General features: G+C 63.8%; 25 protein-coding genes. 19 read left to right on the top strand and 6 right to left on the bottom strand.

What is annotated here, in order from left to right; translation table 11 throughout:
- Nucleotides 1-55: 55 nt before the first annotated feature.
- The 7 genes from ACVCMJ_RS04250 to trmD all read left to right on the top strand — a co-directional run bounded on the left by ACVCMJ_RS04250 (nt 56) and on the right by trmD (nt 6,240).
- Entirely contained in the window at nt 56-808 is a 753-nt protein-coding gene (locus ACVCMJ_RS04250; protein ID WP_447080203.1) for an RNA polymerase sigma factor FliA, read from the top strand.
- Nucleotides 809-914: 106 nt separating this feature from the next.
- The gene (locus tag ACVCMJ_RS04245; RefSeq protein WP_447080202.1) at nt 915-1,346 is read left to right on the top strand and encodes a hemerythrin domain-containing protein; all 432 of its coding nucleotides are present in this window, start codon (nt 915-917) and stop codon (nt 1,344-1,346) included.
- A gap of 135 nt (nt 1,347-1,481) precedes the next feature.
- Nucleotides 1,482-4,106 carry an alanine--tRNA ligase gene (gene alaS, locus ACVCMJ_RS04240; RefSeq protein WP_447080201.1) on the top strand — a complete coding sequence of 875 codons (2,625 nt, stop codon included), beginning with the start codon at nt 1,482-1,484 and terminating at the stop codon, nt 4,104-4,106.
- Complete coding sequence (locus ACVCMJ_RS04235) at nt 4,103-4,360, top strand: sulfurtransferase TusA family protein (protein WP_447080200.1); 258 nt, start codon at nt 4,103-4,105, stop codon at nt 4,358-4,360. The genes alaS and ACVCMJ_RS04235 overlap by 4 nt, the downstream gene beginning before the upstream one ends.
- Nucleotides 4,361-4,558: 198 nt before the next feature.
- The gene (rpsP, locus tag ACVCMJ_RS04230; RefSeq protein ID WP_447080199.1) at nt 4,559-4,819 is read left to right on the top strand and encodes a 30S ribosomal protein S16; all 261 of its coding nucleotides are present in this window, start codon (nt 4,559-4,561) and stop codon (nt 4,817-4,819) included.
- A 17-nt stretch (nt 4,820-4,836) separates the two neighbouring features.
- Nucleotides 4,837-5,439, top strand: coding sequence for a ribosome maturation factor RimM (rimM, locus tag ACVCMJ_RS04225; protein ID WP_447080198.1), 603 nt, complete (start codon nt 4,837-4,839; stop codon nt 5,437-5,439).
- A 6-nt stretch (nt 5,440-5,445) separates the two neighbouring features.
- On the top strand, nt 5,446-6,240 hold the full coding sequence (gene trmD / locus ACVCMJ_RS04220; protein WP_447082669.1) for a tRNA (guanosine(37)-N1)-methyltransferase TrmD: 795 nt from the start codon (nt 5,446-5,448) through the stop codon (nt 6,238-6,240).
- Here the strand turns inward: trmD and ACVCMJ_RS04215 are convergent.
- Nucleotides 6,218-7,195, bottom strand: a complete 978-nt coding sequence (locus ACVCMJ_RS04215) for a PIG-L family deacetylase (protein WP_447080197.1) — start codon at nt 7,193-7,195, stop codon at nt 6,218-6,220. The genes trmD and ACVCMJ_RS04215 overlap by 23 nt on opposite strands.
- Nucleotides 7,196-7,468: 273 nt before the next feature.
- Here ACVCMJ_RS04215 and ACVCMJ_RS04210 point away from each other — a divergent pair, with 273 nt between their 5' ends.
- The 4 genes from ACVCMJ_RS04210 to ACVCMJ_RS04195 all read left to right on the top strand — a co-directional run bounded on the left by ACVCMJ_RS04210 (nt 7,469) and on the right by ACVCMJ_RS04195 (nt 10,351).
- The gene (locus ACVCMJ_RS04210; protein WP_447080196.1) at nt 7,469-8,119 is read left to right on the top strand and encodes a hypothetical protein; all 651 of its coding nucleotides are present in this window, start codon (nt 7,469-7,471) and stop codon (nt 8,117-8,119) included.
- A 12-nt stretch (nt 8,120-8,131) separates the two neighbouring features.
- Nucleotides 8,132-9,136: a magnesium and cobalt transport protein CorA gene (locus tag ACVCMJ_RS04205; protein ID WP_447080195.1), complete on the top strand. Its 1,005-nt coding sequence runs from the start codon at nt 8,132-8,134 to the stop codon at nt 9,134-9,136.
- A gap of 112 nt (nt 9,137-9,248) precedes the next feature.
- Complete coding sequence (locus ACVCMJ_RS04200; protein WP_447080194.1) at nt 9,249-9,836, top strand: hypothetical protein; 588 nt, start codon at nt 9,249-9,251, stop codon at nt 9,834-9,836.
- A gap of 98 nt (nt 9,837-9,934) precedes the next feature.
- Nucleotides 9,935-10,351, top strand: coding sequence for a PAS domain S-box protein (locus ACVCMJ_RS04195; protein ID WP_447080193.1), 417 nt, complete (start codon nt 9,935-9,937; stop codon nt 10,349-10,351).
- A 13-nt stretch (nt 10,352-10,364) separates the two neighbouring features.
- On the opposite strand, the gene fghA is transcribed toward ACVCMJ_RS04195, so the two are convergent.
- Nucleotides 10,365-11,204 carry an S-formylglutathione hydrolase gene (gene fghA / locus ACVCMJ_RS04190; RefSeq protein WP_447080192.1) on the bottom strand — a complete coding sequence of 280 codons (840 nt, stop codon included), beginning with the start codon at nt 11,202-11,204 and terminating at the stop codon, nt 10,365-10,367.
- A gap of 60 nt (nt 11,205-11,264) precedes the next feature.
- Nucleotides 11,265-12,374, bottom strand: coding sequence for an S-(hydroxymethyl)glutathione dehydrogenase/class III alcohol dehydrogenase (locus ACVCMJ_RS04185; protein ID WP_447080191.1), 1,110 nt, complete (start codon nt 12,372-12,374; stop codon nt 11,265-11,267).
- A 241-nt stretch (nt 12,375-12,615) separates the two neighbouring features.
- Here ACVCMJ_RS04185 and ACVCMJ_RS04180 point away from each other — a divergent pair, with 241 nt between their 5' ends.
- From ACVCMJ_RS04180 to ACVCMJ_RS04145, 8 genes are all read left to right on the top strand, one after another.
- Nucleotides 12,616-13,314 (top strand): TetR/AcrR family transcriptional regulator, encoded by a 699-nt coding sequence (locus tag ACVCMJ_RS04180; RefSeq protein WP_447080190.1) that lies wholly within the window; start codon nt 12,616-12,618, stop codon nt 13,312-13,314.
- Nucleotides 13,315-13,572: 258 nt separating this feature from the next.
- The gene (locus ACVCMJ_RS04175; protein ID WP_447080189.1) at nt 13,573-14,352 is read left to right on the top strand and encodes an SDR family NAD(P)-dependent oxidoreductase; all 780 of its coding nucleotides are present in this window, start codon (nt 13,573-13,575) and stop codon (nt 14,350-14,352) included.
- Nucleotides 14,353-14,362: 10 nt separating this feature from the next.
- Nucleotides 14,363-15,154, top strand: coding sequence for an enoyl-CoA hydratase/isomerase family protein (locus ACVCMJ_RS04170; RefSeq protein WP_447080188.1), 792 nt, complete (start codon nt 14,363-14,365; stop codon nt 15,152-15,154).
- Between the two features lie 245 nt (nt 15,155-15,399).
- Nucleotides 15,400-16,680: an ABC transporter substrate-binding protein gene (locus tag ACVCMJ_RS04165; protein WP_447080187.1), complete on the top strand. Its 1,281-nt coding sequence runs from the start codon at nt 15,400-15,402 to the stop codon at nt 16,678-16,680.
- A 173-nt stretch (nt 16,681-16,853) separates the two neighbouring features.
- Nucleotides 16,854-17,753 (top strand): carbohydrate ABC transporter permease, encoded by a 900-nt coding sequence (locus tag ACVCMJ_RS04160; RefSeq protein WP_447080186.1) that lies wholly within the window; start codon nt 16,854-16,856, stop codon nt 17,751-17,753.
- 43 nt (nt 17,754-17,796) lie between these two features.
- Nucleotides 17,797-18,669, top strand: coding sequence for a carbohydrate ABC transporter permease (locus ACVCMJ_RS04155; protein ID WP_447080185.1), 873 nt, complete (start codon nt 17,797-17,799; stop codon nt 18,667-18,669).
- 22 nt (nt 18,670-18,691) lie between these two features.
- Nucleotides 18,692-19,903 (top strand): CaiB/BaiF CoA transferase family protein, encoded by a 1,212-nt coding sequence (locus ACVCMJ_RS04150; RefSeq protein ID WP_447080184.1) that lies wholly within the window; start codon nt 18,692-18,694, stop codon nt 19,901-19,903.
- Between the two features lie 66 nt (nt 19,904-19,969).
- The gene (locus ACVCMJ_RS04145; protein ID WP_447080183.1) at nt 19,970-21,085 is read left to right on the top strand and encodes an ABC transporter ATP-binding protein; all 1,116 of its coding nucleotides are present in this window, start codon (nt 19,970-19,972) and stop codon (nt 21,083-21,085) included.
- A 13-nt stretch (nt 21,086-21,098) separates the two neighbouring features.
- Here the strand turns inward: ACVCMJ_RS04145 and ACVCMJ_RS04140 are convergent, their stop codons facing one another.
- From ACVCMJ_RS04140 to ACVCMJ_RS04130, 3 genes are all read right to left on the bottom strand, one after another.
- Nucleotides 21,099-21,845, bottom strand: a complete 747-nt coding sequence (locus ACVCMJ_RS04140; protein ID WP_447080182.1) for an enoyl-CoA hydratase/isomerase family protein — start codon at nt 21,843-21,845, stop codon at nt 21,099-21,101.
- Nucleotides 21,846-21,923: 78 nt separating this feature from the next.
- Nucleotides 21,924-22,790, bottom strand: coding sequence for a c-type cytochrome (locus ACVCMJ_RS04135; protein WP_447080181.1), 867 nt, complete (start codon nt 22,788-22,790; stop codon nt 21,924-21,926).
- A gap of 137 nt (nt 22,791-22,927) precedes the next feature.
- Nucleotides 22,928-23,854 (bottom strand): DMT family transporter, encoded by a 927-nt coding sequence (locus ACVCMJ_RS04130; protein WP_447080180.1) that lies wholly within the window; start codon nt 23,852-23,854, stop codon nt 22,928-22,930.
- Between the last annotated feature and the right edge of the window lie 150 nt (nt 23,855-24,004).

Raw genomic sequence — 24,004 nt, 5'->3', positions numbered from 1 at the left:
CAGAGGCGCGCATGGTGCATACTGACGGCGTCTCTCCTGTATCACGGATCGCGCGATGCCTCTGTCCGAGGACCAGCTCATTGGACAATATGCACCTCTGGTGCGCCGCCAGGCGCTGGCGCTGATTGGCAAATTGCCAGCCAGCGTGGAGCTGGACGACTTGATGCAAGCCGGCATGATGGGGCTGCTGGACGCGGTGCGCCGATATCAGGAGCGCGCCGATGCGCAGTTCGAGACATACGCCGTCACGCGTATTCGCGGCGCCATGCTGGACGAGTTGCGCAGTCAGGACTGGCTGCCGCGCAGCGTGCGAGCCAAGGCGCGCAGCATCGAAGCCAGCATCCGAACGCTCAATCACAGGCTGATGCGTCCGGCGACCGAATCCGAAATTGCCGAAGACATGGGTCTGGATCTGGCGGCTTACCAAACCCTGCTCGAAGAAGCGCGCGGCGTCCAGATCCTGATGTATGAGGATCTTGCCCAGCACCGCGAAGAGGGCGGGGCCGAGTCCGTCATCGACGGCATGGCCGCCGATGCGTCGTCGAATCCGCTGGACTGGCTCATGCGCGACAGCTTGCGGGCCGCATTGATCCGCGCCATCGAGAGCCTGCCGGAACGCGAGAAGCTCTTGCTCTCGCTGCAGTTCGAACAGGACCTCAACCAGAAGGAGGTGGCGGCCGTGCTGCAAGTCACCGAAGGTCGTGTCTCCCAGCTGCGCTCCCAGGCCATTGCCCGCATCCGAACCTGGCTGGCGGAGCATTCGTGGGCAGCAGAGGGCAGCGCGGGCAACTACGAACACCTGATGTAGCGCCGGCATCCGGCCGGAAAGCGGTTTGCTGGTCTTAAAAGATCTATTTAGAATGCATCTTAACCGGCAAACGCCGCCGCGCTTTCGCTGAAGAGGAAATCTCGTCATGAATATCGATCGTTTCAAGGACCATCACGTCAAAATCATTGTCGGCATCGAGACCTTGCGCTCGCTGGCGCACAAGGGGATCGTGGACCATGCGGTGGACATCGCCAACGAACTCAAGGCACTGTCCCAGGTGGTGACCCAGCACCTGGCGATCGAAGATCGCATCCTGTACCCGTCGGTGGAACGCAGCGGCGACCCGCGCATGGCGGTGATGAGCCGAACCTATCAGGGCGACATGAAGGGGATCGCGACCGCTTTCATCAGTTTTGCGCGCCGCTGGACCAATGCCACCCGGTTGACTCGCCAGCCCGAGGCCTTTCGTGAGGAGGCCAACACGGTGTTGAAAGATGTCTATCAGCGCATGGTGCGCGAGAATCGGGAGTTCTATCCCGCCATCGAAGCCATGATTGAAGAAGCCGCCACGGCTTGAAGCGCGGTGCGTCGAAGGCGGCGAGAGGGACTTGGCCGCCGGCGGACCCGCCTTTGGGCCTGCCGGCCCGCGTCTGTGACGCAGAAAGCCATTCTATAATGCCCCGTTGGTATTTCCCCTGTTGCGAATCCCAGAATGAAAACCGCCGAAATTCGTCAAAAGTTTCTGTCTTTTTTTGAATCCCAGGGGCACCAGATCGTGCCGTCGTCGCCGCTGGTGCCGGCCAACGACCCCACGCTGCTGTTCACCAACGCGGGCATGGTGCAGTTCAAGGACGTGTTCACCGGCAAGGACACGCGCGCCTATCGCCGCGCGACCACCGCGCAGCGTTGTGTGCGCGCGGGCGGCAAGCATAACGACCTTGAAAACGTCGGGTATACCGCCAGGCACCATACTTTCTTCGAAATGCTGGGCAACTTCAGCTTCGGCGATTATTTCAAGCGCGATGCCATCGTTTTCGCCTGGACCTTGCTGACCGAGGTCTTCGGGCTGCCAAAGGAAAAGCTCTGGGTCACGGTCTACCAGGACGACGACGAGGCCTACGAGATCTGGGAAGGGACCGTGGGTGTGCCGGCCGAGCGTATCATCCGCATCGGCGACAACAAGGGCGCCCGCTATGCCTCCGACAACTTCTGGCAGATGGCCGATACGGGGCCATGTGGCCCGTGTTCCGAAATTTTTTACGACCACGGTGCTGACATCTGGGGCGGGCCTCCGGGATCGCCGGAAGAAGACGGTGATCGCTACATCGAGATCTGGAATCTGGTGTTCATGCAGTTCGAGCGCGACGCCCAGGGCGTGATGCATCCGCTGCCCAAGCCCTGCGTGGACACCGGCATGGGGCTGGAGCGCATTGCCGCAGTGCTGCAGCATGTGCATTCCAACTACGACATCGACCTGTTTCAGCATCTGATCCGTGCGGCAGCGCGCGAGACCGGCGTACAGGACCTGTCCGACAATTCCCTGAAGGTCATTGCGGATCACATCCGTGCCTGCAGCTTCCTAGTGGTCGACGGTGTGATCCCGGGCAACGAAGGACGGGGTTATGTGCTGCGCCGCATCATCCGCCGAGCCCTGCGCCATGGTCACAAACTGGGTCAGAAGGGGGTATTTTTCTACCGCCTGGTGGCCGATGTGGTCGACCAGATGGGGGCGGCCTACCCGGAACTCGCCGCGCAGCAATCGCGCGTGGAACAGGTGCTGCGCCAGGAAGAAGAGCGTTTCGGCGAGACGCTGGAAAACGGCATGCGCATTCTGGAGTCGTCCCTGGCTGCGTTGCCGGCGGGGCAGCCTCTGGGCGGTCAGACGCTTTTCACGCTCTACGACACCTACGGCTTCCCGGTGGACCTGACCGCCGATATCTGCCGCGAGCGCAACATCCAGGTCGATCTCGAAGGCTTCGAACGGTCGATGGCCCGGCAGCGCGAGCAGGCGCGTGCGGCGGGCAAATTCAAGGCGGCGGCCGGGCTGGATTATGAGGGCGTACAGACGCGGTTCGATGGCTACGAACGCCTGGACGGCTCGGCGGCCGTGACGGCGTTGTACGTCGATGGCACTTCGGTACCTGCGGTCGTCCAGGGCCAGGATGCGGTGGTGGTGCTGGATGCGACGCCGTTCTACGCCGAGTCGGGGGGGCAGGTGGGCGATACCGGCGTGCTGGCAAGCGCGGCGGCGCGGTTCCAGGTCGCCGATACGCACAAGATTCAGAGCCATGTATTCGGCCACCACGGCACCTTGGTCGAGGGAACCCTGTCGGTGGGCGATACGCTGGACGCGAGGGTCGATGCCCAGCGGCGCGCCGACACCATGCGGAATCACTCGGCCACGCACCTCATGCACAAGGCTTTGCGCCAGGTGCTGGGAGACCATGTGCGTCAGCGTGGCTCGCTGGTCGATCCGGAGAAGACCCGCTTCGACTTTGCGCATGATGCCCCCCTGACGCCTGAGCAGATTGCGCGTGTGGAGGCGATCGTGAACGATCAGATCCTGTCCAATCAGCCCGTGCAGGCTCAGCAGATGCCTTACGACCAGGCTGTCGCGGGCGGTGCCATGGCGCTTTTCGGCGAGAAATACGGCGACGTGGTGCGGGTCCTGGATATCGGCTTTTCGCGCGAGCTGTGCGGCGGTACGCACGTGGCGCGTACCGGAGACATCGGCTTGTTCAAGATCGTATCCGAAGGCGGCGTGGCTGCCGGCATCCGTCGGGTCGAGGCCATCACGGGCCGCAATGCGGTGGCGTGGGTGCAGCAGACCCAGGATGTGCTGCTGCATGCGGCCGCTCTGCTGAAGACACAATCGGACAGCGTCCCCGAGCGGGTGCTTGCGCTGCAGCAGCAACTGCGCGAGAGCGAGCACGAGCGTGAGCGCCTGCAGGACAAGCTGACGGCCGCCGCAGGCGCTGATCTGGCCAGCCAGGTCGTCGACGTGGCGGGTGTCAAGCTCCTGACACAGCGCCTCAACGGCGTCGATCCCAAGGCGCTGCGCGGAATGGTCGATCAACTGAAGTCCCGGCTGTCCTCCGCCGTCATTCTTTTGGCTGCGGTTACCGACGACAAGATCAGCCTGGTGGCGGGGGTAAGCCCCGAACTCTCCTCCAAAGTCAGGGCCGGCGACCTAGTGGGGTCGGTGGCGGCCCAGGTCGGCGGCAAGGGCGGTGGCCGCCCCGACATGGCGATGGGCGGCGGTTCGGATGTGGGCGCGCTGGACGGCGCCATCGCCGCCGTGCCTGCCTGGCTGGCTGATCGGCTGGGGTCGGCATGACGGAGCTTGCCTCCGGGCTGCCGCAGGCCGACCAGCACGTCGATGCACGCGGCCTGAACTGCCCGTTGCCGATCCTGCGGGCCAAGAAAGCGCTGGCCGCGCTCGAAAGCGGGCAGGTGTTGTCAGTCCTGACGACAGATCCTCATGCGGCGGGTGACTTTGAGGCGTTTTGCCGGCAGACGGGCAATGGACTGCTGGCCCAGCGTCCTCTGGAGGATGGTGCCGCGCTGATGCACTACATCCGCCGCCGTTGATCGGGCCGAAAGATCGTACCGGGGTGGCCCGCACGGCAGGACCGGTTCGGCCGAGCGTTCGGAATGTGCACTCCTCCACGGTTGCAGCGCCTTGTTGTTTTTCGGAGTGTCCCGCTCATTGTTCGCCGCAGTCGTTGCGGCTCAGTGGGTCGGATGCTAGAATCCTTTGTTTTTTACAGCATTTTCAAGGAACTCTTCATGGTTGTGATTCGTCTGGCTCGCGGTGGCTCGAAGAAGCGCCCCTTTTACAATGTCGTTGCCGCGGATTCGCGCAATCGCCGCGATGGGCGCTTCATCGAACGTGTGGGCTTCTACAATCCCGTCGCAGCCGAGGGCCAGGAAAAGCTTCGCATCGCCCTGGATCGCGTGAAGTACTGGGTGGATAACGGCGCGCAGCCCTCGGGCACGGTCGATCGTCTGGTCAAGGAATTCTCCGCCACGGTTTCGGCGACGGCCTGACGGCTTCGCCTTTCTTCATGGCAGAGCCCGCCGGCGCAAGCGCTGCCTCGCCCAGCGATCTGGTTGCGGTCGGCCGGGTGGCAGGTGCTCACGGCGTGCGCGGTTGGTTGAAGATTCAGCCCTATTCGCGTCACGGGGATGCCTTGGCGTCTGCCAAGACCTGGTGGCTGATGCCCAGCGCGGCTGACGCCATGCCGCGCGCTGTCCAGGTGGTGGCGTGCAAGACGGGTGGCACCCACCTCCTGGCCCAGATCGACGGCGTGGCTGACCGAGACGGCGCGCAGGCCCTGCGAGGCCGGACGATCGGGGTTCCCCGGGCATCGTTTCCGGCCCCCGCCGAGGGCGAGTACTATTGGGTGGACCTCATCGGGTGCCTCTTCTATGGCTCGGAAGACGGTTGCCCCGTACTGCTGGGCCAAGTGGATGAGGTTTTCGATAATGGCGCCCATGCCGTATTGCAGGTAGCCCGAGGTGATCTGACGGACTCGGGGGCGTTCGGAGCCCGGTCCGATTCTCGGGGGCGGCCCCGCCATGTTCTCGTCCCGTTCGTGGCGGCCCATATCCAGCATGTCGACCTGCAGGCTCGGCGCATCGATAGCGACTGGCCGGCCGAATTCTGAATGCTCATGCGCTTCGACCTGATTACTCTGTTTCCCGAGATGTTCGTCGCCGTGCGCGATTCCGGAATCAGCGGACGGGCGCATGCTCACGGCCTATGGTCTCTGGTGACCTGGAACCCCCGCGATTTCACTCAGGATGTCCACCGGACGGTGGACGACAGGCCTTACGGGGGCGGACCTGGGATGGTCATGATGGCCGAGCCGTTGTCGCGGGCCGTTGCCGCTGCGCGCGAGGCCCGACTGCGCGCGGGAGCCGATCCTGAGGACCGGCCGCCTCCTGTGGTGCTGTTGTCCCCGGTAGGGGACGTGCACACGCAGCAACGAGCACAAGCGTGGGCAAGCCATTCGGGGGCCATCCTCGTCTGTGGCCGCTACGAGGGGATCGACCAACGCTTCATCGATCGCTGTGTGGACCAGCAGATTTCCTTGGGGGATTTCGTGCTGTCCGGCGGCGAGCTGGGGGCCATGGTCCTGATCGATAGCGTCGTGCGATTGTTGCCGGGGGCGCTGCATGACGCCGAGTCGGCCGTTCAGGACTCGTTCAGCCCGACCCTGGATGGGCTGCTTGACAGCCCCCACTACACGCGGCCCGAGACATGGGCTGGAACGTCTGTGCCGGCGCCCCTGCTGTCAGGTCACCATGCTCATATTGCGGCTTGGCGCCGCCGACAGTCTCTCGAGCTGACTGTGGTGCGCCGCCCCGACCTGATCGAAGCTGCGCGACGGGCTGGCTCCCTGGGCCCGGACGACGAGGCCGTCCTGGCCGGCGTTCCGGGAGCTACCGTACCGCCGTCGCCGTGACGCGGCTGTTGCTGACGGTGTATTGCCGCCAGACCCACTTGGCCTCGGGGCCACGGACTTCGGAACAACGGGCGGCATCCGGACAATAGTGCGGATCGTGCTTCATGTAGCGCATGAAGATGGCGGTCTTGCGCTCGGCTTCCGCATCGCTCAGGTTGGCGGCGCGTTCCTGGGTAGGGTAGTCCAGGTAGGCCACCCGGGCATACAGGCCGGGGGCGGCGGCCATGGCATCGTTCATCAGCCGCGCGCTGGCGATGTGGTCAGGGTGATCGTGTCCCTTGCAGCGCCAGCACAGGGCCTGATAGGCGACTTGCACGGTGGAGTCCATCGTGCGGACCTCCTGGGGGTGCTCCGATTGAATCAGGCTGGCCAGCAGGCCCACCAGCTCGCTGCGCGTATAGCTCTCATGATGGGGGCCGTAGGATTTCACCTCTGTGTCGGGGACTGATTCCAGACGGCTGATCGGGGTGAGGCTGCCCCAGCCGGGTCCGAGCCAGGGATCCGGGATGCGCAGCATGATGAGTTGGACCCGCGGATCGCCGCGCAGTGTGTGGCGCACCAACGTGCGGCCGTCCACTCGCATGCCGTCCGTATCCCACAGGTCGGGAGTTCGAGCCATGTCCGCGTAGGCCGCCATGATGCCGCGTTCCCGCTGCTGCAGGTATGGCAGGCCCTCACCCCGGTCGCCCGCAGTTACGTACACGGTGCGCACACACAGGCCCTTGCGGATGGAATCGTCCAGGTCGGGGTTCATGAACAGCAGGTCGTCATCGGTGTGGGCGACCACGCTCAGTACGGTTCCGTCAGGACAGTGGCCGGAGTGGCCCGGGGAGGCTGCCGCTCGGGATGTGGCCGGCACCATCGCGCAGGGCAGTGCCAGCAGGCACAGCGCCAGGAGACCGGCGCGGCGGAGAGCGGGAAGGAAGAGCACGGAGATGGGAAAATACCCTGTCATGGATCGCACGTTCTGTTGCAAGGCAAGTTTCAGGACTGTACTCCCGGTTCGGGCCGCTGCGCCATCGCAATAGCGCGGACAGGCGTCTGGCACTCGCGATATCGAATAGACTGGGATGGCTCGCCATTGCGCGGCCGGGCAAGATTCGGAAACACTTGTTCTCCCTCTTGCCTTGTCGCGGAACGGTTCAAGCCGCTATCGTGACAATCGTGCTCAAATTTTGCGGGGTATCGCATGCGCGGGATTGCAGGTTTGTTGTTGGCAGGGTGTTGCGTGGTTTCCACAGGTGCGGCGGCTGCGGGGGTGGCGACCGTCCACACGGGTGATCGCACGCTGACGGTCAGCTTTCAAGGCGGCGACGCACGGGTGGATGTCTCCGGCGTACAGCGCGGCTATCTGGTCCTGCGCGGCGATAAGGTCTACTCGGTGATGCAGGTGAATGGTCAGCCGCTGGTGCTGGACGCCCAGAGCGCTGCAGGGATGCTGGGCGGCGGGCCGCTGCAGACTTCACCCGACATGATCCGGTCGCTGACGCACATTGCCGCGACGGGTGCGCACGAAACCGTCGCTGGCCGACCAGGCGATGTCTATACCGTCACGTATGTCGACGCGCAGGGGCGCACGCGGAAGGGGCGCGGCGTACTGGGCCCGCAGCCCGAGGTGCGGGAGCTGACGCAGGTGCTGGCGCATATGGCGGTTTTGCTGCAAAGGGCCGGACAGCAGCCGGTCCAGGGTACGGAGCAGGTGCTGGCCGCCCTGAATCAGCGCGGGATGGGACTCCTGGCGTACGGCACCCAATTCAGGGTAGAGAAGATTTCGACGGTGGCGCCGGCGCCCGGCACGCTGGATCTGCCGGCAAATCCGGGGCAGTTGCCCGGCAATCTGGGGCAGCTGCTCCAGGGCCTCAGTCCTCAGCCGAAATAGCGGGGAGGCATCATGGCTTCCGGTGTGTCCGCATCTACCCTGTACGAACGCAGCGCGGTCGCGTCCACGCACTATGCGGCGGGCCAGGCGCCCCGGGACGTCGGTCTGGACGAGCTTGGGACGACGGCTGACTCCCGCCATGGCTTGTTGTGGGTAGGACTGAAGGATCCTGAGGACAGCCTGTTGCGCCAGGTCGGTGAGCGCCTCAATCTTCCGCGCCGGGCGGTCGAGGAAATCCTGTCCGAACATCGGCGACCCAAGATCGTGGAATACGCCCATCTCACGCTGATCGTGGCCATCACGGTCGAGATCGCCCGGGATCGTCCAGCCATGGGTGAGATCCAGCTGCTGATAGGCTCCGGCTATATCCTCACCATCCGGCGCCACTCGTCGAGCTCGCATCGTGAGCTGCGCACCCTGTTGACTGAATCGCCCGACTTCCAGGGGCGCGGCAGCGACTACGTGGCTTCCGCCCTGCTGGAATTGTTGGCGGATCGCTATGTGGACATGCTCCAGCAGCTTGAAACCATGGTCGAAGGGGTGGAACACCAGTTTCTGTTGCGCGGCCTTCGCGAGGTGGATATCCGTGGTCTGTACCGCCACCGCCGTGACCTGCTGCGCATACAGACTGCCATTGCGCCGTTGGCCGAGATCTGCCGGCGCATGGCGCACGTGGAAACGCGCAACATCGGGGCCGACAGTCGTGCCTATTTTGCAGAGATCGGGGATCGCATCCAGCGCGTAACCGAGTCGGTGTCCGGTCTGCGGGAGGCGCTCGCCTTCGCCTTCGAGGCCGCGATGATGATCGGCCAGATGCAGCAGACGGACATCACCCGCAAGCTCGCCGCCTGGGCCGCCATTCTGGCCGTGCCCACAGCCGTTGCCGGTATCTATGGAATGAATTTCCACGACATGCCGGAATTGAGCTGGCGCTTCGGCTACCCGGCCGTTTTGATCTCGATGTTCGCGGTCTGTGCCGTCCTGTATTGGAAGTTCAAGCGGATCCGCTGGCTTTGAAGTGACGCCGTTCTGTGCGTGCGCCCTGGGAAACTACGGATCGACGACGAAGAGGAAGCGGCGAAAGATTGTCTCCGGAACTCTCGCGTTCTCATTGAAGACAGGAGGCGCCATGGCAGCGTCCATCGGCCAGATACCCATTCCCTCGCAGGCCCCGGTGGTGCGGTGGCATTATCTTTGGTATGTCGCGGCCGCGTTGCTGGTCATGGTGGCGGCGATTGTGATCGGCAATGCCTGGTTTCTCAACTGGGTGCATGTCATGAGCGGCGTGCTGTGGACGGGGATTGACCTTTTCATGGGGTTCGTGATCGGTCCGATCATCCGCAGCGTGTCCGTGCCAATCCGCAAGGAAATCATCACCCGGCTCACGCCTGTGACCCTGTTCCTGATGCCGACCCTGTCCATCGTCACGGGTACGGCGGGCTGGTTCCTGGCGGTTCAGCTTGGCTTTACGCAGATGCCCTGGCCCGAGTTCGGCTGGATCGTCGCGGCATTGGTGCTCGTTACCCTGATGGCGATCCAGGGCCTGGGCTACCTGCTGCCCACCAGCGTCCGGGTGTGCCTGGAGCTGCAGAAACCTCAGCCGGACGGGCCGAGGATCGGACGGATGATGAGCCGCTTCTACTACGTGGTCGCCAGCCAGGGCCTCATGCAGGTAGCCATCATCGTCGTCATGGCCCGCCTGGTGACGGGCGGCTGATCGGCTGCCTCCGGGCCGGAGGGATTTCCGGGTATAAAGTGATGCGTGCAAACGCATCACCCGCCGGGCGTCGGCAGGTGATCTCTGGAGATTCCATCATGGACGAACCCGCCGAACTGGCAGAATGGATTCTGGAACAGGTGTCTGATGCCCTGATCTATGCTGACAGGGACGGAACCATTCGGCGCTGGAATCCGGCCGCCACCTTACTCTTCGGGTTTTCGGCCGATGAGGCGCTGGGGCAAAATCTGGATCTCATTATTCCCGCGCATTTGCGCGAGGCGCACTGGGCAGGCTTCGAGGCGGCCATGGAACGCGGCCGGCTGAAGCTGGGCGGCCATCCGACGTTGACCCGCGGCTTGCGCAAGAACGGCCAGAAGCTCTACGTCGAGATGACGTTTGCGCTGGTGCAGGACAAGGCTGGCCGCGCGGTGGGCGCGGTTGCCATGGCGCGTGATGTCACCGAACGCACGGAGATGGAGCGCGTCGCCCGCAAGGCCGCCGCGCTTCATTGAAGCCGGAAAATCCTCAGTGCTCGCGGGCGTGCAGCGCCCGCGCGTGGTGGGCGATATGGTCGCCAATGAAACTGGCGACAAAGTAGTAGCTGTGGTCGTAGCCGGGGTGGCGGCGCAGCCGGACCGGGTGGCCACAGCGTTCCGCTTCTTTCGTGAAAAGCCAGGGGCGCAATTGGGTGTCCAGGTATTCGTCCTCGTCGCCCTGGTCGATCAGGATGGGTAGCCGCTCGTCGGCGCCAGCGAGCAGCGCCGTGGCATCCCACTCGCCCCAGGCAGAACGGTCGGCTCCCAGATAGGCCAGAAAGGCTTTTTGACCCCAGGGGACCTGGGTGGGTGCGACGATCGGAGCAAAGGCCGAAACGGCTCGGTAGCGACCGGGATTGCGCAGCGCGACCACCAATGCGCCATGTCCGCCCATCGAGTGGCCCATGATGGAACGCTGCTCGTTGGCGGGGAAGTGCGCTTCCACCAGGCCTGGGAGTTCGATGGCCACGTAATCGTGCATCCGGAAATGTGCGGCCCAGGGGGCCCGGGTGGCGTTCAGGTAGAAGCCTGCGCCCTGGCCCAGGTCGTTGGCCGGATCGTCGGCTACGCCGTCACCGCGCGGGCTGGTATCGGGTGCCACCAGAATGACTTTGCGCTCAGCGGCGTAGTGTTGCGCGCCCGCCTTGGTGATGAAATTCTGCTCGGTGGCCGTCAGCCCGGACAACCAGTAGATCACCGGCAGCCTTTCACCTTCTTCGTGAGCCGGGACAAAGACGGCAACATTCATGTCGCAGCCCAGCGTCCGGGAAGCATGGCGCCAGACGCTCTGGGTGCCGCCCCAACAGGTGTGTCGTTCGATGCGCTTCATGTGTCTGCCCGTGGAAAGAGGACCCGTGGGCGCGCACGGCGCGGCCCGACGAAAGTCCGATCAGTATTTGATGACCGAGCGGATGGACTTGCCTTCGTGCATGAGGTCAAAGGCCCGGTTGATATCGGCCAGCCCCATGGTGTGCGTGACGAAGGGCGCCAGGTCGATTTTGCCCTGCATGGCGTCCTCGACCATCCCGGGTAGCTGGGTGCGGCCCTTGACTCCGCCGAAGGCCGTCCCCATCCAGCGCCGGCCCGTGACGAGCTGAAAGGGGCGGGTGGAGATTTCCTGGCCGGCGCCCGCCACCCCGATGATCACCGATTGTCCCCAGCCGCGGTGGGTGCACTCCAGGGCTGCGCGCATCACGTTCACGTTGCCAATGCATTCAAAAGAGTGGTCCACTCCCCAGCCGGTCATGTCGATGATCACTTGCTGAATGGGTTTTTCGTGATCCTTGGGATTCACGCAGTCCGTGGCGCCGAACGTCCTTGCCAGCGCAAACTTCGCTGGATTGGTGTCGATGGCGATGATGCGGCCTGCCTTGGCCTGGCGTGCGCCCTGGATGACGGCCAGACCGATGCCCCCCAGTCCGAAAACGGCGACCGAGTCGCCGGGCTGGACTTTCGCGGTGTTGCGCACGGCGCCGATGCCGGTGGTGACCCCGCACCCCAGCAGGCAGACCTGCTCATGATTGGCTTTGGAATTGATCCTGGCCAGGGAGATTTCCGCGACCACCGTGTATTCGGAGAAGGTCGAGCAGCCCATGTAGTGGTAGATGGGCTTGCCCTGATACGAAAATCGTGTGGTGCCGTCCGGCATCAGGCCCTTGCCCTGCGTGGCACGTACGGCGACACAAAGGTTCGTCTTGCCTGACCGGCAGAATTCGCATTCGCCGCATTCGGCGGTATAGAGTGGAATGACATGGTCGCCGGGCTTGACCGAGGCGACTCCTTCGCCGATTTCGACGACCACACCGGCGCCTTCGTGGCCCAGAACGACCGGGAAGACGCCCTCAGGATCGTCGCCCGACAGCGTGAAGGCATCGGTATGACAGACGCCCGTGTCGGTGATCCTGATGAGGACTTCGCCTTTTTTGGGCGGGGCCACGTCGATCTCGATGATCTCGAGGGGCTTGCCGGGGGCGAAGGCGACTGCTGCACGGGACTTCATGCGGTTTCTCCATTCATGCGGTGATTCTGGATTGGACTCTAGACGCGAAGGAAGGGCTTGTCCAGCGGCCGGTCGAGAGCCATCGGGCCGGCACTGCGGGCTCCCGGCTGCCCGGGTCTGCTAGACTGCTGACTTACCTGCCAGTTCATGGACGCGTTCGATTGGGAACCCGGGCAGCCTACGGAGGCAAAAAACCTTGTCGCGATCAGAAGTGAAATCAACCGACATCAAGCAGCCGGACATGCGCGAGCGGATCAAGTCGCTCGCCGCCAAGCTGCTGATCAAGCACGGGTACCGGGGAGTGAGCTTTGGCGATATTGCCGACCGATTGTCCACCACGCGGGCCAATATTCACTACCATTTCGGCAACAAGAACTCGCTCGTCGAAGAGGTGACGGACGAGTATGTGACGGCTACGCTGGCGCGCTTCCGATCGATCTGGACGGATACGGACACCGCTCTGGACCTCAAGCTGGATGCGACCATTGCATTCAACCGTCAGCGCTACGACGAGTTCAACGTCGGCGACGATGACGGCCTGTCGTGGAGCCTGGTGGCGCGGATGCGTGCGGACAGCGATGCGCTGAGCCCGCGCAGCGTTGCCTCGGTGCAGCGCTTCGCGTCCGATCTGACGAATGCCATCCGGGTCGGCATCTCATGCGCGGTCGCTCGGGGTGAGCTGTCCACCGCGACGCCGGTCGAGGACGTCGTGGCGATGCTCGTCAACATCATCAATAGCGCCGGCCTGGTCACGCAGGATGCTGCACGGTTCGATCAGCTCGAACTGATCTATCGCGCGTTCCTGAGGACGGTCGTCGCCGCCTATGGCAGTCGGGGTCGAGGTGCTGCGCCCCGTAAGGCCAAACGTCCATTTGGCGCTGTATCCGACGAGGCTGCAGCCGGTTCTTCCCGTTCGGTGGCCGCCCGGCGGCGGCACTAGCAGTTTCCTGCTCCCTCGTCTCCGGCGAGACGCATCGAGCCTCGCTCAGAGGCCCGGACTGTCCACGGCTGTTTCCTCCGTTGTATTTGCGTTGGTTCCGGGTCCACCCGCTGACCTGATGCAGGCGCACGCCTGAAGCATATGGGTACCCGAAGCGCACGTGCGCCTGCACCCGCACCGGGAAAACCCTTGTTGTGTCGGTGGCCCGCTCAAACTATGCTGACTTACACATAAGTAAGTTTACATACTCGAATGCAAATGCCAAATACGCGTAGCTTGGAAGGGAAGGTCGCTCTCGTTACAGGTTCGGCGGCTGGTATAGGGCGGGCCATCGCCATCCGGCTGGCACAGGACGGGGCGGATCTGGCGCTTTTCGACATCAACGAAGAAGGCGCGCAGCGCACGGCAGAGATGGTGCGTGCCGAAGGGCGCGCCTGCAAGGTCGCGTGCGGCGACGTGGGCGAGTACGCGCAGGTCCGGCAGGCCGTGGACGCATTCGTCGAGTCATTCGGCGCCATCGATGTTGCTGTCCACAACGCGGGGATCACTCGGGTGGGTACGGTGGTCGAGACCTCGGTCGAAGACTTCCATGCCGTGTTCCGCGTCAATGTCGACGGGGTCTTCTACGGCTGCAAGGCCGTGGTTCCGCACATGCTCCGGCAGGGCAGCGGAAAGATCATCAATACGTCGTCCTGGCTCGGCAAGGTGGGCAAGTCGAATTATGGTGCGTACTGTGCGTCGAAGGCCGCCATCATCGGCCTGACGCAATCACTCGCTATGGAGGTGGCCCCTCAGAAGGTCAACGTCAACGCGGTGTGCCCGGGGGTCATCGTCGATACCATCATGCGGGACGAGGCGGACGCCGCGTCGATCAGGCACGGTTTGCGAACGGCCAAACAGCGCGAAGGCGAGATCCCCCTCGGCCGGGTCGGCCTGCCCGATGACGTGGCACGCGTGGTGTCGTTCCTGGCTTCCGATCAGGCCGATTACATGACCGGGCAAGCTTTGAATGTCACCGGCGGGCTGTGGCTGTTGTGAGGAACCGGCGATGAACACGATGAGCAACCAGATCGAATGCAATGTGGCCGAGGGCGTGGCCACGATCACGCTGGACAACCCGCCCTTGAATGTCGTCACGCTGGCGATGTCCCGGGAGCTGGACCAGGTGCTGCCCGTTCTGGCCGAGGATCCGGATACGCGGGTGCTCGTTCTCACGGGGGCGGGGGAGCGGGCGTTCTGCGCTGGCTCCGATATCAGTGAATTTCCGAACATGCTGGGCCGTGGAAAGATCATCCCCATGAAGCTCGAGTTTGAAAATCAGGTCTACGGGAAGGTGGCGAATTTCCCCAAGCCCACGATTGCGGCGGTTTCGGGTCTGGCGTACGGAGGCGGTCTGGAGCTGGCGGTTTGCTGCGATTTCATCGTCGCCGAGGAAACCACCCGGCTGGCCCTGCCGGAGATCAAGCTGGGTGTGTTTCCGGGGAGTGGTGGCACGGTCCGGGTGACCCAACGGATCGGGGTGAGCCGGGCCAAGGAAATGATGTTTTATGGCGAGCCGATAGACGCGCCCACGGCTCTTCTTTGGGGGCTGGTGAATCGGGTGGTCCCCGTTGGCGAGAGCCGGAATACGGCGCATGCGATGGCGCGAGCGTTGGCCAATCAGCCGAATCTGGCTCTGCAGTGTTGCAAGGCTGCGATCGCCCTGTCCCAGGCGCTGCCGGAGGACGAAGCGATTCGTCGCACCATGGACCTGAGCGACAAGGTATTCGATACCGAGGATTGTCGTGAAGGCGTCAGAGCTTTCTTCGCAAAGGAAAAGCCGCATTTCAGGCATCGATGAGGAGGCCTGGGCCTTTGACGGGCCTTGGCGTTCGATTCCAGTCCCGCGGTGGCACCTTCGATGGATGCGTCATGCAGATATCGTACGGAGGCTAAAACAGGTGTTATCGATTGTCGGCGGAGTTTCTTGCAGCGAATACACGAAGCATTTGAAGCATCCAGTGTCATGAGGTCTTGCCGTATGGCCATCGTTCGGGCCCTGACACGCCGTAGTGACATCCAATAACCAGTCGTCGGAGACAGGATATGAGACAAGCAGGCAACACAACAGGCACATTCCGGGCATCGGCCGCAGCGCTTTGCGTGTGCGCCGCAACGGCGTTTACGGCGGCCACGCCGGCACAGGCGAAAGGTGGCCAGATCAACGTCATGCTGTTCGCCGGCCCGATCGCCAGCTTCACGCAGCAGAACCTGCCCGATTTCGAGAAGGCAAGCGGCATCAAGGTGAACCTGACGATCATCGGCGGCGAGGTGATCAACAACAAGACGTCGACGGAGCTGCTCGGATCAGGAACTTCGTTTGACGTGATCAGCATTCGCGGCGATTCCATGCCGTTCTACGGCACCAAGGGTGTGCTGGCGGATGTCACGCCATACCTGAAGGATGCGAAACTGACGCCGGCCGAATACGACCTCAAGAGCATCCCCGATGCGCTGCTGAATTTCTACCGCTGGAATGAAAAGCAGGTGGGAATGCCCTGGCAGGTTGCGTCCTACATCACGTACTACCGCAAGGATTTGCTGGACGCCGCTGGCCTGAAGCAGCCGCCCAAGACGGCCGAAGAGTATCGCAGCTATGCGCAGAAGCTCAACGCGCCGCCCAATGTCTACGGGACAGGCCTGACGATGAAGAAGAGCCATAACCTCACCTCCGAGTACTTCCAGTGGCTGTCCACCTTCGGCGGCGGCGTGATCGATGCCAACGGCAAGGTGATTCTCGACAGCCCCGAGGCGCGCCAGGCCCTCGAGTACTACGTCAGCCTGCGCAAATCCGCGCCGGAAGACGTGACGAACTGGGCTTACGAGCGACTCACGACGGGTCTCTCGCAGGGCGAGGTCGCCATGGCGGTGCAGTGGACCGACACCGCTGCCGTCATGCTGGAGCCCAAGCAGTCCAAGGTTGCCGGCAAGATGTCGTTCACGGCCGCGCCGGTCGCCAAAGTGCCGGCGGCCGTGATCGGCGGGTGGGGTCTCACCATTCCGGCGAGTTCACACAACAAGGAAGACGCCTTCAGATTCATCCGTTGGGCGACCGGCCCCGCGATGTCGCGCAAGGTGGCCGACCTGGGCGGCACGCCGTTTCGCACGAGCTTGTTGAGGGACAAGGACCTGTCGGCAAAATTCCCCTGGTTCAGCGCGCAGGCCGATGCTGAGGAGGTTGCCATGCCACGCCCGCGCACGCCGGCCTGGCCCGCGATCGACGATGCCATGTCCACCATCCTTGCGCGCGTCGTGACGGGTGGGCTGACGGTCGAACAGGGCGTCACGCAGATGGCCGATGCCGCCAAAAAGCAGATCGGCAACTGAGCCACACCCGTTCCCAGGCTGTTCCGGTTCGCCGCAGCGGCTTGGGCGGGCAGCGCGCCCATCCCCCGCTGAGGATCGGGAATCGCCGGATGGCGCCCGGCGGACATTGGATAGTACGCTCATGGCGCACATCAGCCTCTTGCGCCAGATCCCCTGATACGGAGAGAAGACACATGCACGACGGCGACATCGAACGCAAGCCACCGTGGCGTCGGCGGGCGTTTCCCTATGTGCTTATCTTTCCTGGCCTCGTCTACATCGCCGCCACGACGCTTGTGCCCCTCGTCTACTCGTTCTGGACGAGCCTCACCTTCAATCGCGCGACGTCGGTCCAGGCGCCGCACTTCAACGGGATCCAGAACTACATCGATGTGCTGAGTGATTCCAGCTTCTGGAACGCGCTCAGGGTCACGGCGATCTATACGGGGGCGACGGTTGCGGCCGAGATGATCCTCGGCACCGCCCTCGCGCTGCTCTTGGTCAGGCTCACGCGCGGCCGCAAGCTGGTGCGGCTGCTGCTCATCATCCCGTTCAGCGTGCCGCCGGTGGTGATCGGGCTCATGTACCTGCTGATCATGGACCGCAGCTACGGCATCCTCAATTACCTGCTCGGTCTCGTGGGTGTTTCACCCATCTCGTGGCTCAGCAGCCCGGACGTTGCAATCTGGGCCATCATCGGTGTCGACCTGTGGCAGTGGACTCCCTTCGTCATCATTTCGGCGGTCGCGGCGCTCGAATCCATGCCGGGCGACGTGATCGACGCCGCATCGATCGATGGCGCCAGTTCGATGCAAATGGTGCGCTGGGTCGTGCTGCCGCTCATCAAGCCCGTCCTGCTCGTCGTGGCGCTGACGCGTGCCCTGACGTCGCTCAAAGTCTTCGACGTGATTTTCGTTTTGACCAATGGCGGTCCGGGCAGAGCCACCGAGACGCTCAGCTACATGGTCTATGTGGATGCATTCCAGCGCTTTGATTTTGGCCGTGGGGCCGCTGTGTCCTGGCTGCTCATTCTCATCGCGATGGTGGTTGCGATTCCCATGGTGCGCTCTGTGCTGCGCAGCGACGTTGCATGAACAGGACGCAACTGCAAATGAACGATTCCAAGGAGGCGCGCCGATGCTGTCCATCAGCCTGAAGGCCTTTCGGCGCAGGATTCCTCTGGCCGTGATCTGCATCGCGCTGGTGCTTGCGCTTGCGCCCGTCGTCTGGTTCTTGCTCACGTCGCTCAAGGATCGGAGCGAGACCTTCCAGATTCCTCCCGCGTGGTTCTTCACGCCCACGCTTGACCACTACAAGAACGTGATGGGCTTGGGCGGCAAGCTCACCTCCCTCTACCAGGCCGGCAGGATCGACAATTTCTTCGACGCGGGAATCAACAGCATCGTGATCGCAGTCGGCTCCACGCTGCTGTCCACCTTCCTGGGCACCATCGCCGCGTTCGGTTTTGCGCGCTTTCGCATCAAGTGGGAAAACGCGCTGCTCGCCGCGTACCTGCTCATCCGCATGGTTCCCGCCGTCTCTCTGGTGCTGCCGCTTTACCGTCTCTTCGGCTTCCTGGGCCTGAATGACACTTATGCCGGGATGATCATCGCGGAGAGCACCTTCCAGGTTCCCTTCGTTGTCTGGATGATGACCGGCTTCATCCGGCAGGTGCCCGCTTCCCTTGAAGAAAGCGGCATGATCGATGGCCTGGGACGATTCGGCGCCATGATGCGCATCACGCTGCCGCTGATCAGCTCGGGCCTGTTCGCGACAGTGATCTTCAACTTCGTGCAGGCCTGGAACGATTTCCTTTATCCCCTGGTTCTGACATCGCAGCGCACGCAGACGCTCCCTGTCACCATCATCGGGTTCATCGCGGACGGCAACATCTTCTGGGGTGAAATGGCGGCTGCCGGCATCCTCGTCGTGCTGCCCGTTCTCCTGTTCTCCATGCTGGCGCAACGTTATGTGCTGGCAGGCGCCACTGCCGGCGCGGTCAAGGGGTAGAGCCCCGGGAGCAAATACAGACATGAGCACCACGGAATCACGCAATCCCTCGACGCACGATGCGGCGCCCGACACCCGGCCGCTGGCGGGCGTGCGCGTCATCGACTTCACGCAGGTTCTCGCCGGCCCCTATTGCACGCGATTGCTGGCGGACATGGGCGCCGAAGTGATCAAGGTCGAGTCCCCGTCCGGGGACCCGTCGCGAGTGCTGCCGCCGCAACTGGGTCCCGGCCACAGCGGCTACTTCGCCTGGCTCAACGCTGGCAAGAAAAGCATCGTGGCCGACCTGCGCAACGAGGCCGACGTGGCACGGCTGCGCGACCTGATCTCCCAGGCGGACGTGGTGGTCGAAAACATGCGCCCGGGGAGCCTGTCTGCCAAAGGGCTGGGGTTTGAAGACCTTCGCAAGCTGAACCCGCAGATCATCATGTGCTCGATTTCGGCATTCGGGAACAGCGGCGCGTTGGCCGGACAGGCGGGGCAGGGCATTATCGCCGAAGGTATGGCCGGCGTCATCGACATGAATGGCGAGGCGGACGGGCAGCCGTTGCCGCTGGGCGTCTCTCTGGCCGACGTGTCTTCCGGGGTTCACGCCTACGGCGCCGTGGTGACGGCGCTGTACAAGAAACTGAGCCAAGGCGGGGCCGGGGAGTACATCGACATCTCGCTGTTCGACTCGTGCCTGCCCTATCACGACATCGCGCTCATGCAGGTGTGTGTCGGAAATGGCGAGGTCGATCCGACACGCAATGGCAACGAACACCCGCAGGTGGTTCCCTATGGAGTCTATCAAGCGCCCGATGCGGCGTTCGTGCTGGCCGCCGGCACCGAAGTGCTGTGGGGCCGCCTCAGCCGCCTGCTGGATGATGCATTGGGGGCTTCCCCCGAAGATTTCAGCACCAATGCCCGGCGCATCCAGGCCCATGGCGCCGTGCGTCAGCGCATCGAAACCTGGTCGCGCGGCCTGGGGTCGGCGCGCAGGACGATCGAAGCCCTGAAGGCGGCAGGTGTTCCGGCGGGTCCCGTGGAACCCGTCAAGAACGTGCCGGGCAGCGAACTGGCCCGCTCACGCCGCTCTTTCGTCAGCCTGGAGGACCCCGACATGGGCCAGATCAGCGTTCTCGCCACCCCTTTCCGGTTTTCAGGCACGAATACCGAGCCTCGCACCCGCGCCCCGGAGCTGGGGGAACATACCGCCGAGATCACGGCGGCGCTCGCAAGGACGAAAGCATGACCTGCGCGACGAGATCCCGCAGTGGCCGGCTGCCGTTGGAGGATTCATTCATTCAGGTGAGAGTTCATGGCGATCGTTGAACTGAGACATGTCGGAAAGCGCTACCCGGGGGGCGCGGCGCTCGCCGTGAGCGACTTCAACCTGGTCACGGAGGATGGGGAGTTCGTCGTGCTGGTAGGGCCATCGGGCTGCGGCAAATCGACGACCATGCGCATGATTGCGGGGCTGGAGGAGCATACGCATGGCGACATCCTCATCGACGGGATCAACGTCAATGGCGTCGAACCGAAGGACCGCGACATCGCGATGGTGTTCCAGAGTTATGCCCTATATCCGCACATGAGCGTGCGCGAGAACATGGGGTTTTCGCTCAAGCTGAAGAAATTCGCCAAGGCCGACATCAAGGAGCGCGTGGAAAAGGTCGCGCAAGTTCTCGGGATCGAAAAGCTGCTGGAGCGCAAGCCGCGCGAGCTCTCCGGGGGGCAACGCCAGCGCGTCGCACTCGGACGCGCGATCGTGCGTCAGCCGCAGGTCTTCCTGATGGATGAACCGCTCTCCAACCTGGACGCAAAGCTGCGCGTGGACATGCGCGCGGAGATCATCAAGCTGCACCGGACCCTGGGCGTCACCACCTTCTACGTGACGCACGATCAGACCGAGGCGATGACCATGGGGCAGCGCGTCGCCGTGATGCGCGACGGCCTGGTCCAACAGATCGATACCCCCAACAATCTGTACCAGCGGCCGGCCAATCGGTTTGTCGCGGGATTCATCGGGACGCCGTCCATGAATTTTCTCGAGACCACGCTGGACGGGGACAGGGCGCTGGGCGAGAACTTCTCGCTCATCCTGGATCAGGCCGGTTGCGCGGCCGCCAGGGATCATGCGCGGATCTGCGTCGGAATAAGGCCCGAGCACCTGCACCTGTCGAGGCGGGACGACCATTCTTGTCGCCTGACCGGCATCGTCGAAGTCATCGAGCCTCTGGGCGCCTTTACTCTGATGCAGGTGCGGGTGGGGAAGACCGTCATGACGGCCCAGATCGAGCCCGGCCGCCGGATCGCGATGGGCGACTCGGTGGCGGTTGCCTGCGGCGCCGACAAGCTGTACCTGTTCGACACGAAAGACGGTCTGCTCCTGAAGGGCATCGATCTTCAGGGCGACTCAGACCTTCCCTGGTGAACGCCGGCTGCGCCTATTGTTCACCGCGTCGCTCGCGCATCGTGTCGAGCGCTTCGGGACTCTCGGCATCTTGGGCGTAGACGCGGTTGGCGAACACGTCCATTGTCTCGGCATTACGCGCCATGAGCGAGAAGTAGTGTTTGACGGAGCCGACGGCGCGCGGTGGCAGGGCGGCCAGCCTCTGCGCCTGGAACAGCGCCTTGTCGAGCACCGTCTGCTCCTCGCTGAGGATGTCGGCGAGCCCGATCGCAACCGCCTCGGCGCCATTGAATGGCTCCGCGCCGAACGCGATGCGTCGTGCCCGGGCAAGGCCGACCCGGTCCACGAGCGTGCTCAGGCCGAAGCCAGGTAGCCAGCCGAGCGACACTTCTGGCAGTCCCCAGCGCGCCCCCGGGGTAGTCACCACCAGATCGCATGATATTGCGAGCATCAGGCCACCACCCAGCGCGAAGCCATCGACGGCGGCAACGACCGGCTTGGACATCAGCGGAATGGAGCGTACGAATGCGCCCATTTCAAGATTCAGGCGGGAGACGGCGTCTCGATCGTCCCCCGAAAATTCCTTGAGGTCCGCTCCGGCGCAAAAGCCTTTGCCGGCGCCGCCGATCACGATCGAGCGGACCGTCGTCTCGCCAGACAATTGCGTGAACGCGGCGACCAGCCCGCTGAGCAGCTCGGAGCCGAGCGCGTTGCGTCGTTCCGGCCGGTCAAGTGTCAGAATGGCCACGGATTCGCGGCGCTCGATGTGAACATAACGCATGAGCGGAGACCTCTATCGCTGTGCCGAGTGCAGGGCCTCAGGATACAGCATTTGCGCGGCTGGACCAGTCGCCGTTCGTCAATGCTGCGTTGGCGTAGGTAGCGGCGGCAGCGATCGCAAGTAGGCGATCAGGGCCTTCATGTCCGGTTCGCTGATGTTTCGGTACCAGTCGAAAGCCATGATTCGCGCCAGCGGCTGGCCGTTTTTGTCGACGCCTGTTCGGATCGCTGTTTCGATCTGTGCGTCGGTCCAGTCCCGCAAACCCTCGGCGTCAGGCGTCAGGTTGCGGGATACGGCCGCGACGCCGCCCGGCCCCGGGATGAGTTGTCCGCCTGCGCCTAGTTGGGCCATCACAAGCTGTCCGTGCGCATCGCGCGGTGTGTGGCAGTCCATGCAATGGCCGATTTGCGCCAGGTACCGCCCGTAGTCGACCCGGTTCGTCGCGTCAGGCGTGCCGACATGGGGGACCGGCGGTCCGTAGCTGGAAGGCAGGGGAACTTTGTAGCTGGAAGCCGGGACGGCATGCTCGACCGCCGGTTGACTCCGGAGGTAGGTGATGATGGCCTTGAGGTCGCGGTCGGACAGATTGCGATAGAACGGGACGGGCATGGGCGGACCAATGAGCGAGCCGTCCGGCCGGATGCCTTCGCGGATCGCGCGGGCCAGTTGGGCGTCGGTCCAGTTGCCGATGCCTGTCTTGCGATCGGGCGTGATGTTCGAAGCGTAGGTCTTGAATACCGGCGCCTCGAAAACCATGCCGCCCGATAGCCCGAGGTTGCTCAGGACGTTGCCTTTGTCATCGCGGGCCGCGTGGCAATTGGCGCAGGCGACCACGCCATTCATCAGATAGTCGCCGCGGACGAGCAGGTCGTCGGCTTGCGCCGGGGCGATGCAGGCCCCCCAAGCCACGACGCCGCAAGCCGCCAGTTTCAGAATCGTTTTCATTTATTTTGGATCCCATCAAGAGGGAAATTGGCCGCTGGCGCCGACCTCGCAGCGTGCGCCAGTGTCTGAGTTTGCAACAAATTCTGCTGAATTATGCGCCCCCCGCGCCGGAGCCTGCATCCCCTGTCCGGCGGAGATCATGGTCGCGGGGCGCCATGCGTTTCGGCCCGGATGACGATAGCCAGCCCCGCCAGCAATGCCGCCAGACCCGCATAGGCTGCGGATCCCGGCTGTTCGCCCACCACCACGATGGCCAGGACGAAGGCGGTTACCGGCTCCATCAGCGCCAGGGATACGCCGCTGGCGGCGCTGATGCTGCGCAAGCCGGTGGTAAATAGCAGGTAAGCGACGCCAGTGGCAGCCACTCCCAGGAACCCGACCACCAGCCAGCCCGTTCCGGTGATGTGCGGCGGACCTGCCTGCAGCCCCGCTGCCGGAAGAGCGAGCACGGCGCCCACGAAGAAGACGCCCAGCGTCGTGACAGCCGGCGCCGAGTGGCGGACAAGTTGCTTGTTGAGAAGCGCATACACCGCATAGGTCAAGCCTGCGGCCAGGCACAGCGCGATGCCGAGCGGATCCGCCCGCACGGCGCCGCCACGCCCGATGACCAGCAGCACCCCGCCTGCGACGGCCAGCAGGGTGCCCAGCCACCAGCCAGCGCTGGGCCGCGTGCCCGCGGTCATTTGCAACAATCCCGCCCAGATCGGACCGCTGCCCAGCGCCAGGGCCGTGCCGACCGCTACGCCGGTGATTTTCACGCCAGCGAAGAATGTCAGGTTGTAGCCGGCCATGCAAGCTCCCGCCCAGATGGCCTGCCTCCAGTGCAGATTGGCCAGTTCACGCCGCAGACGCGCGGGCCCCAGACGCCAGCTGGCGTAGACGAGGAAAAAGAGAGTGGCCGCGAGCAGACGCAACGCCCCCACCCAATACGGTGAGAGGCCCGGCGAAAAGCTCTGGGCCGTGCCGGTGGTGCCCCACAGCAAGCCGGCGCACAGTACCAGCAGCACGCCATGCAAAGGACTGCCGGCAAAGGAGGAGTAAGGGGAGTTCGGCAATGTGCTCATGCTGCTACCGGGCTGGCGCCATTCCCCGGACATGTTCGTGTACCTGGACATTCGTCTGCCGGCCGCAGTGGCGCGGAGAACCGACCGGTTCGGTGAGGGCCATGGTGGGAAACTGGATTCGAGGCGATGGGTGGATATTACAGCGGCTGT

The organism is Castellaniella sp. UC4447_H14 (genome assembly GCF_052978285.1).
This window is presented reverse-complemented; position numbering and strand designations above follow the sequence as displayed.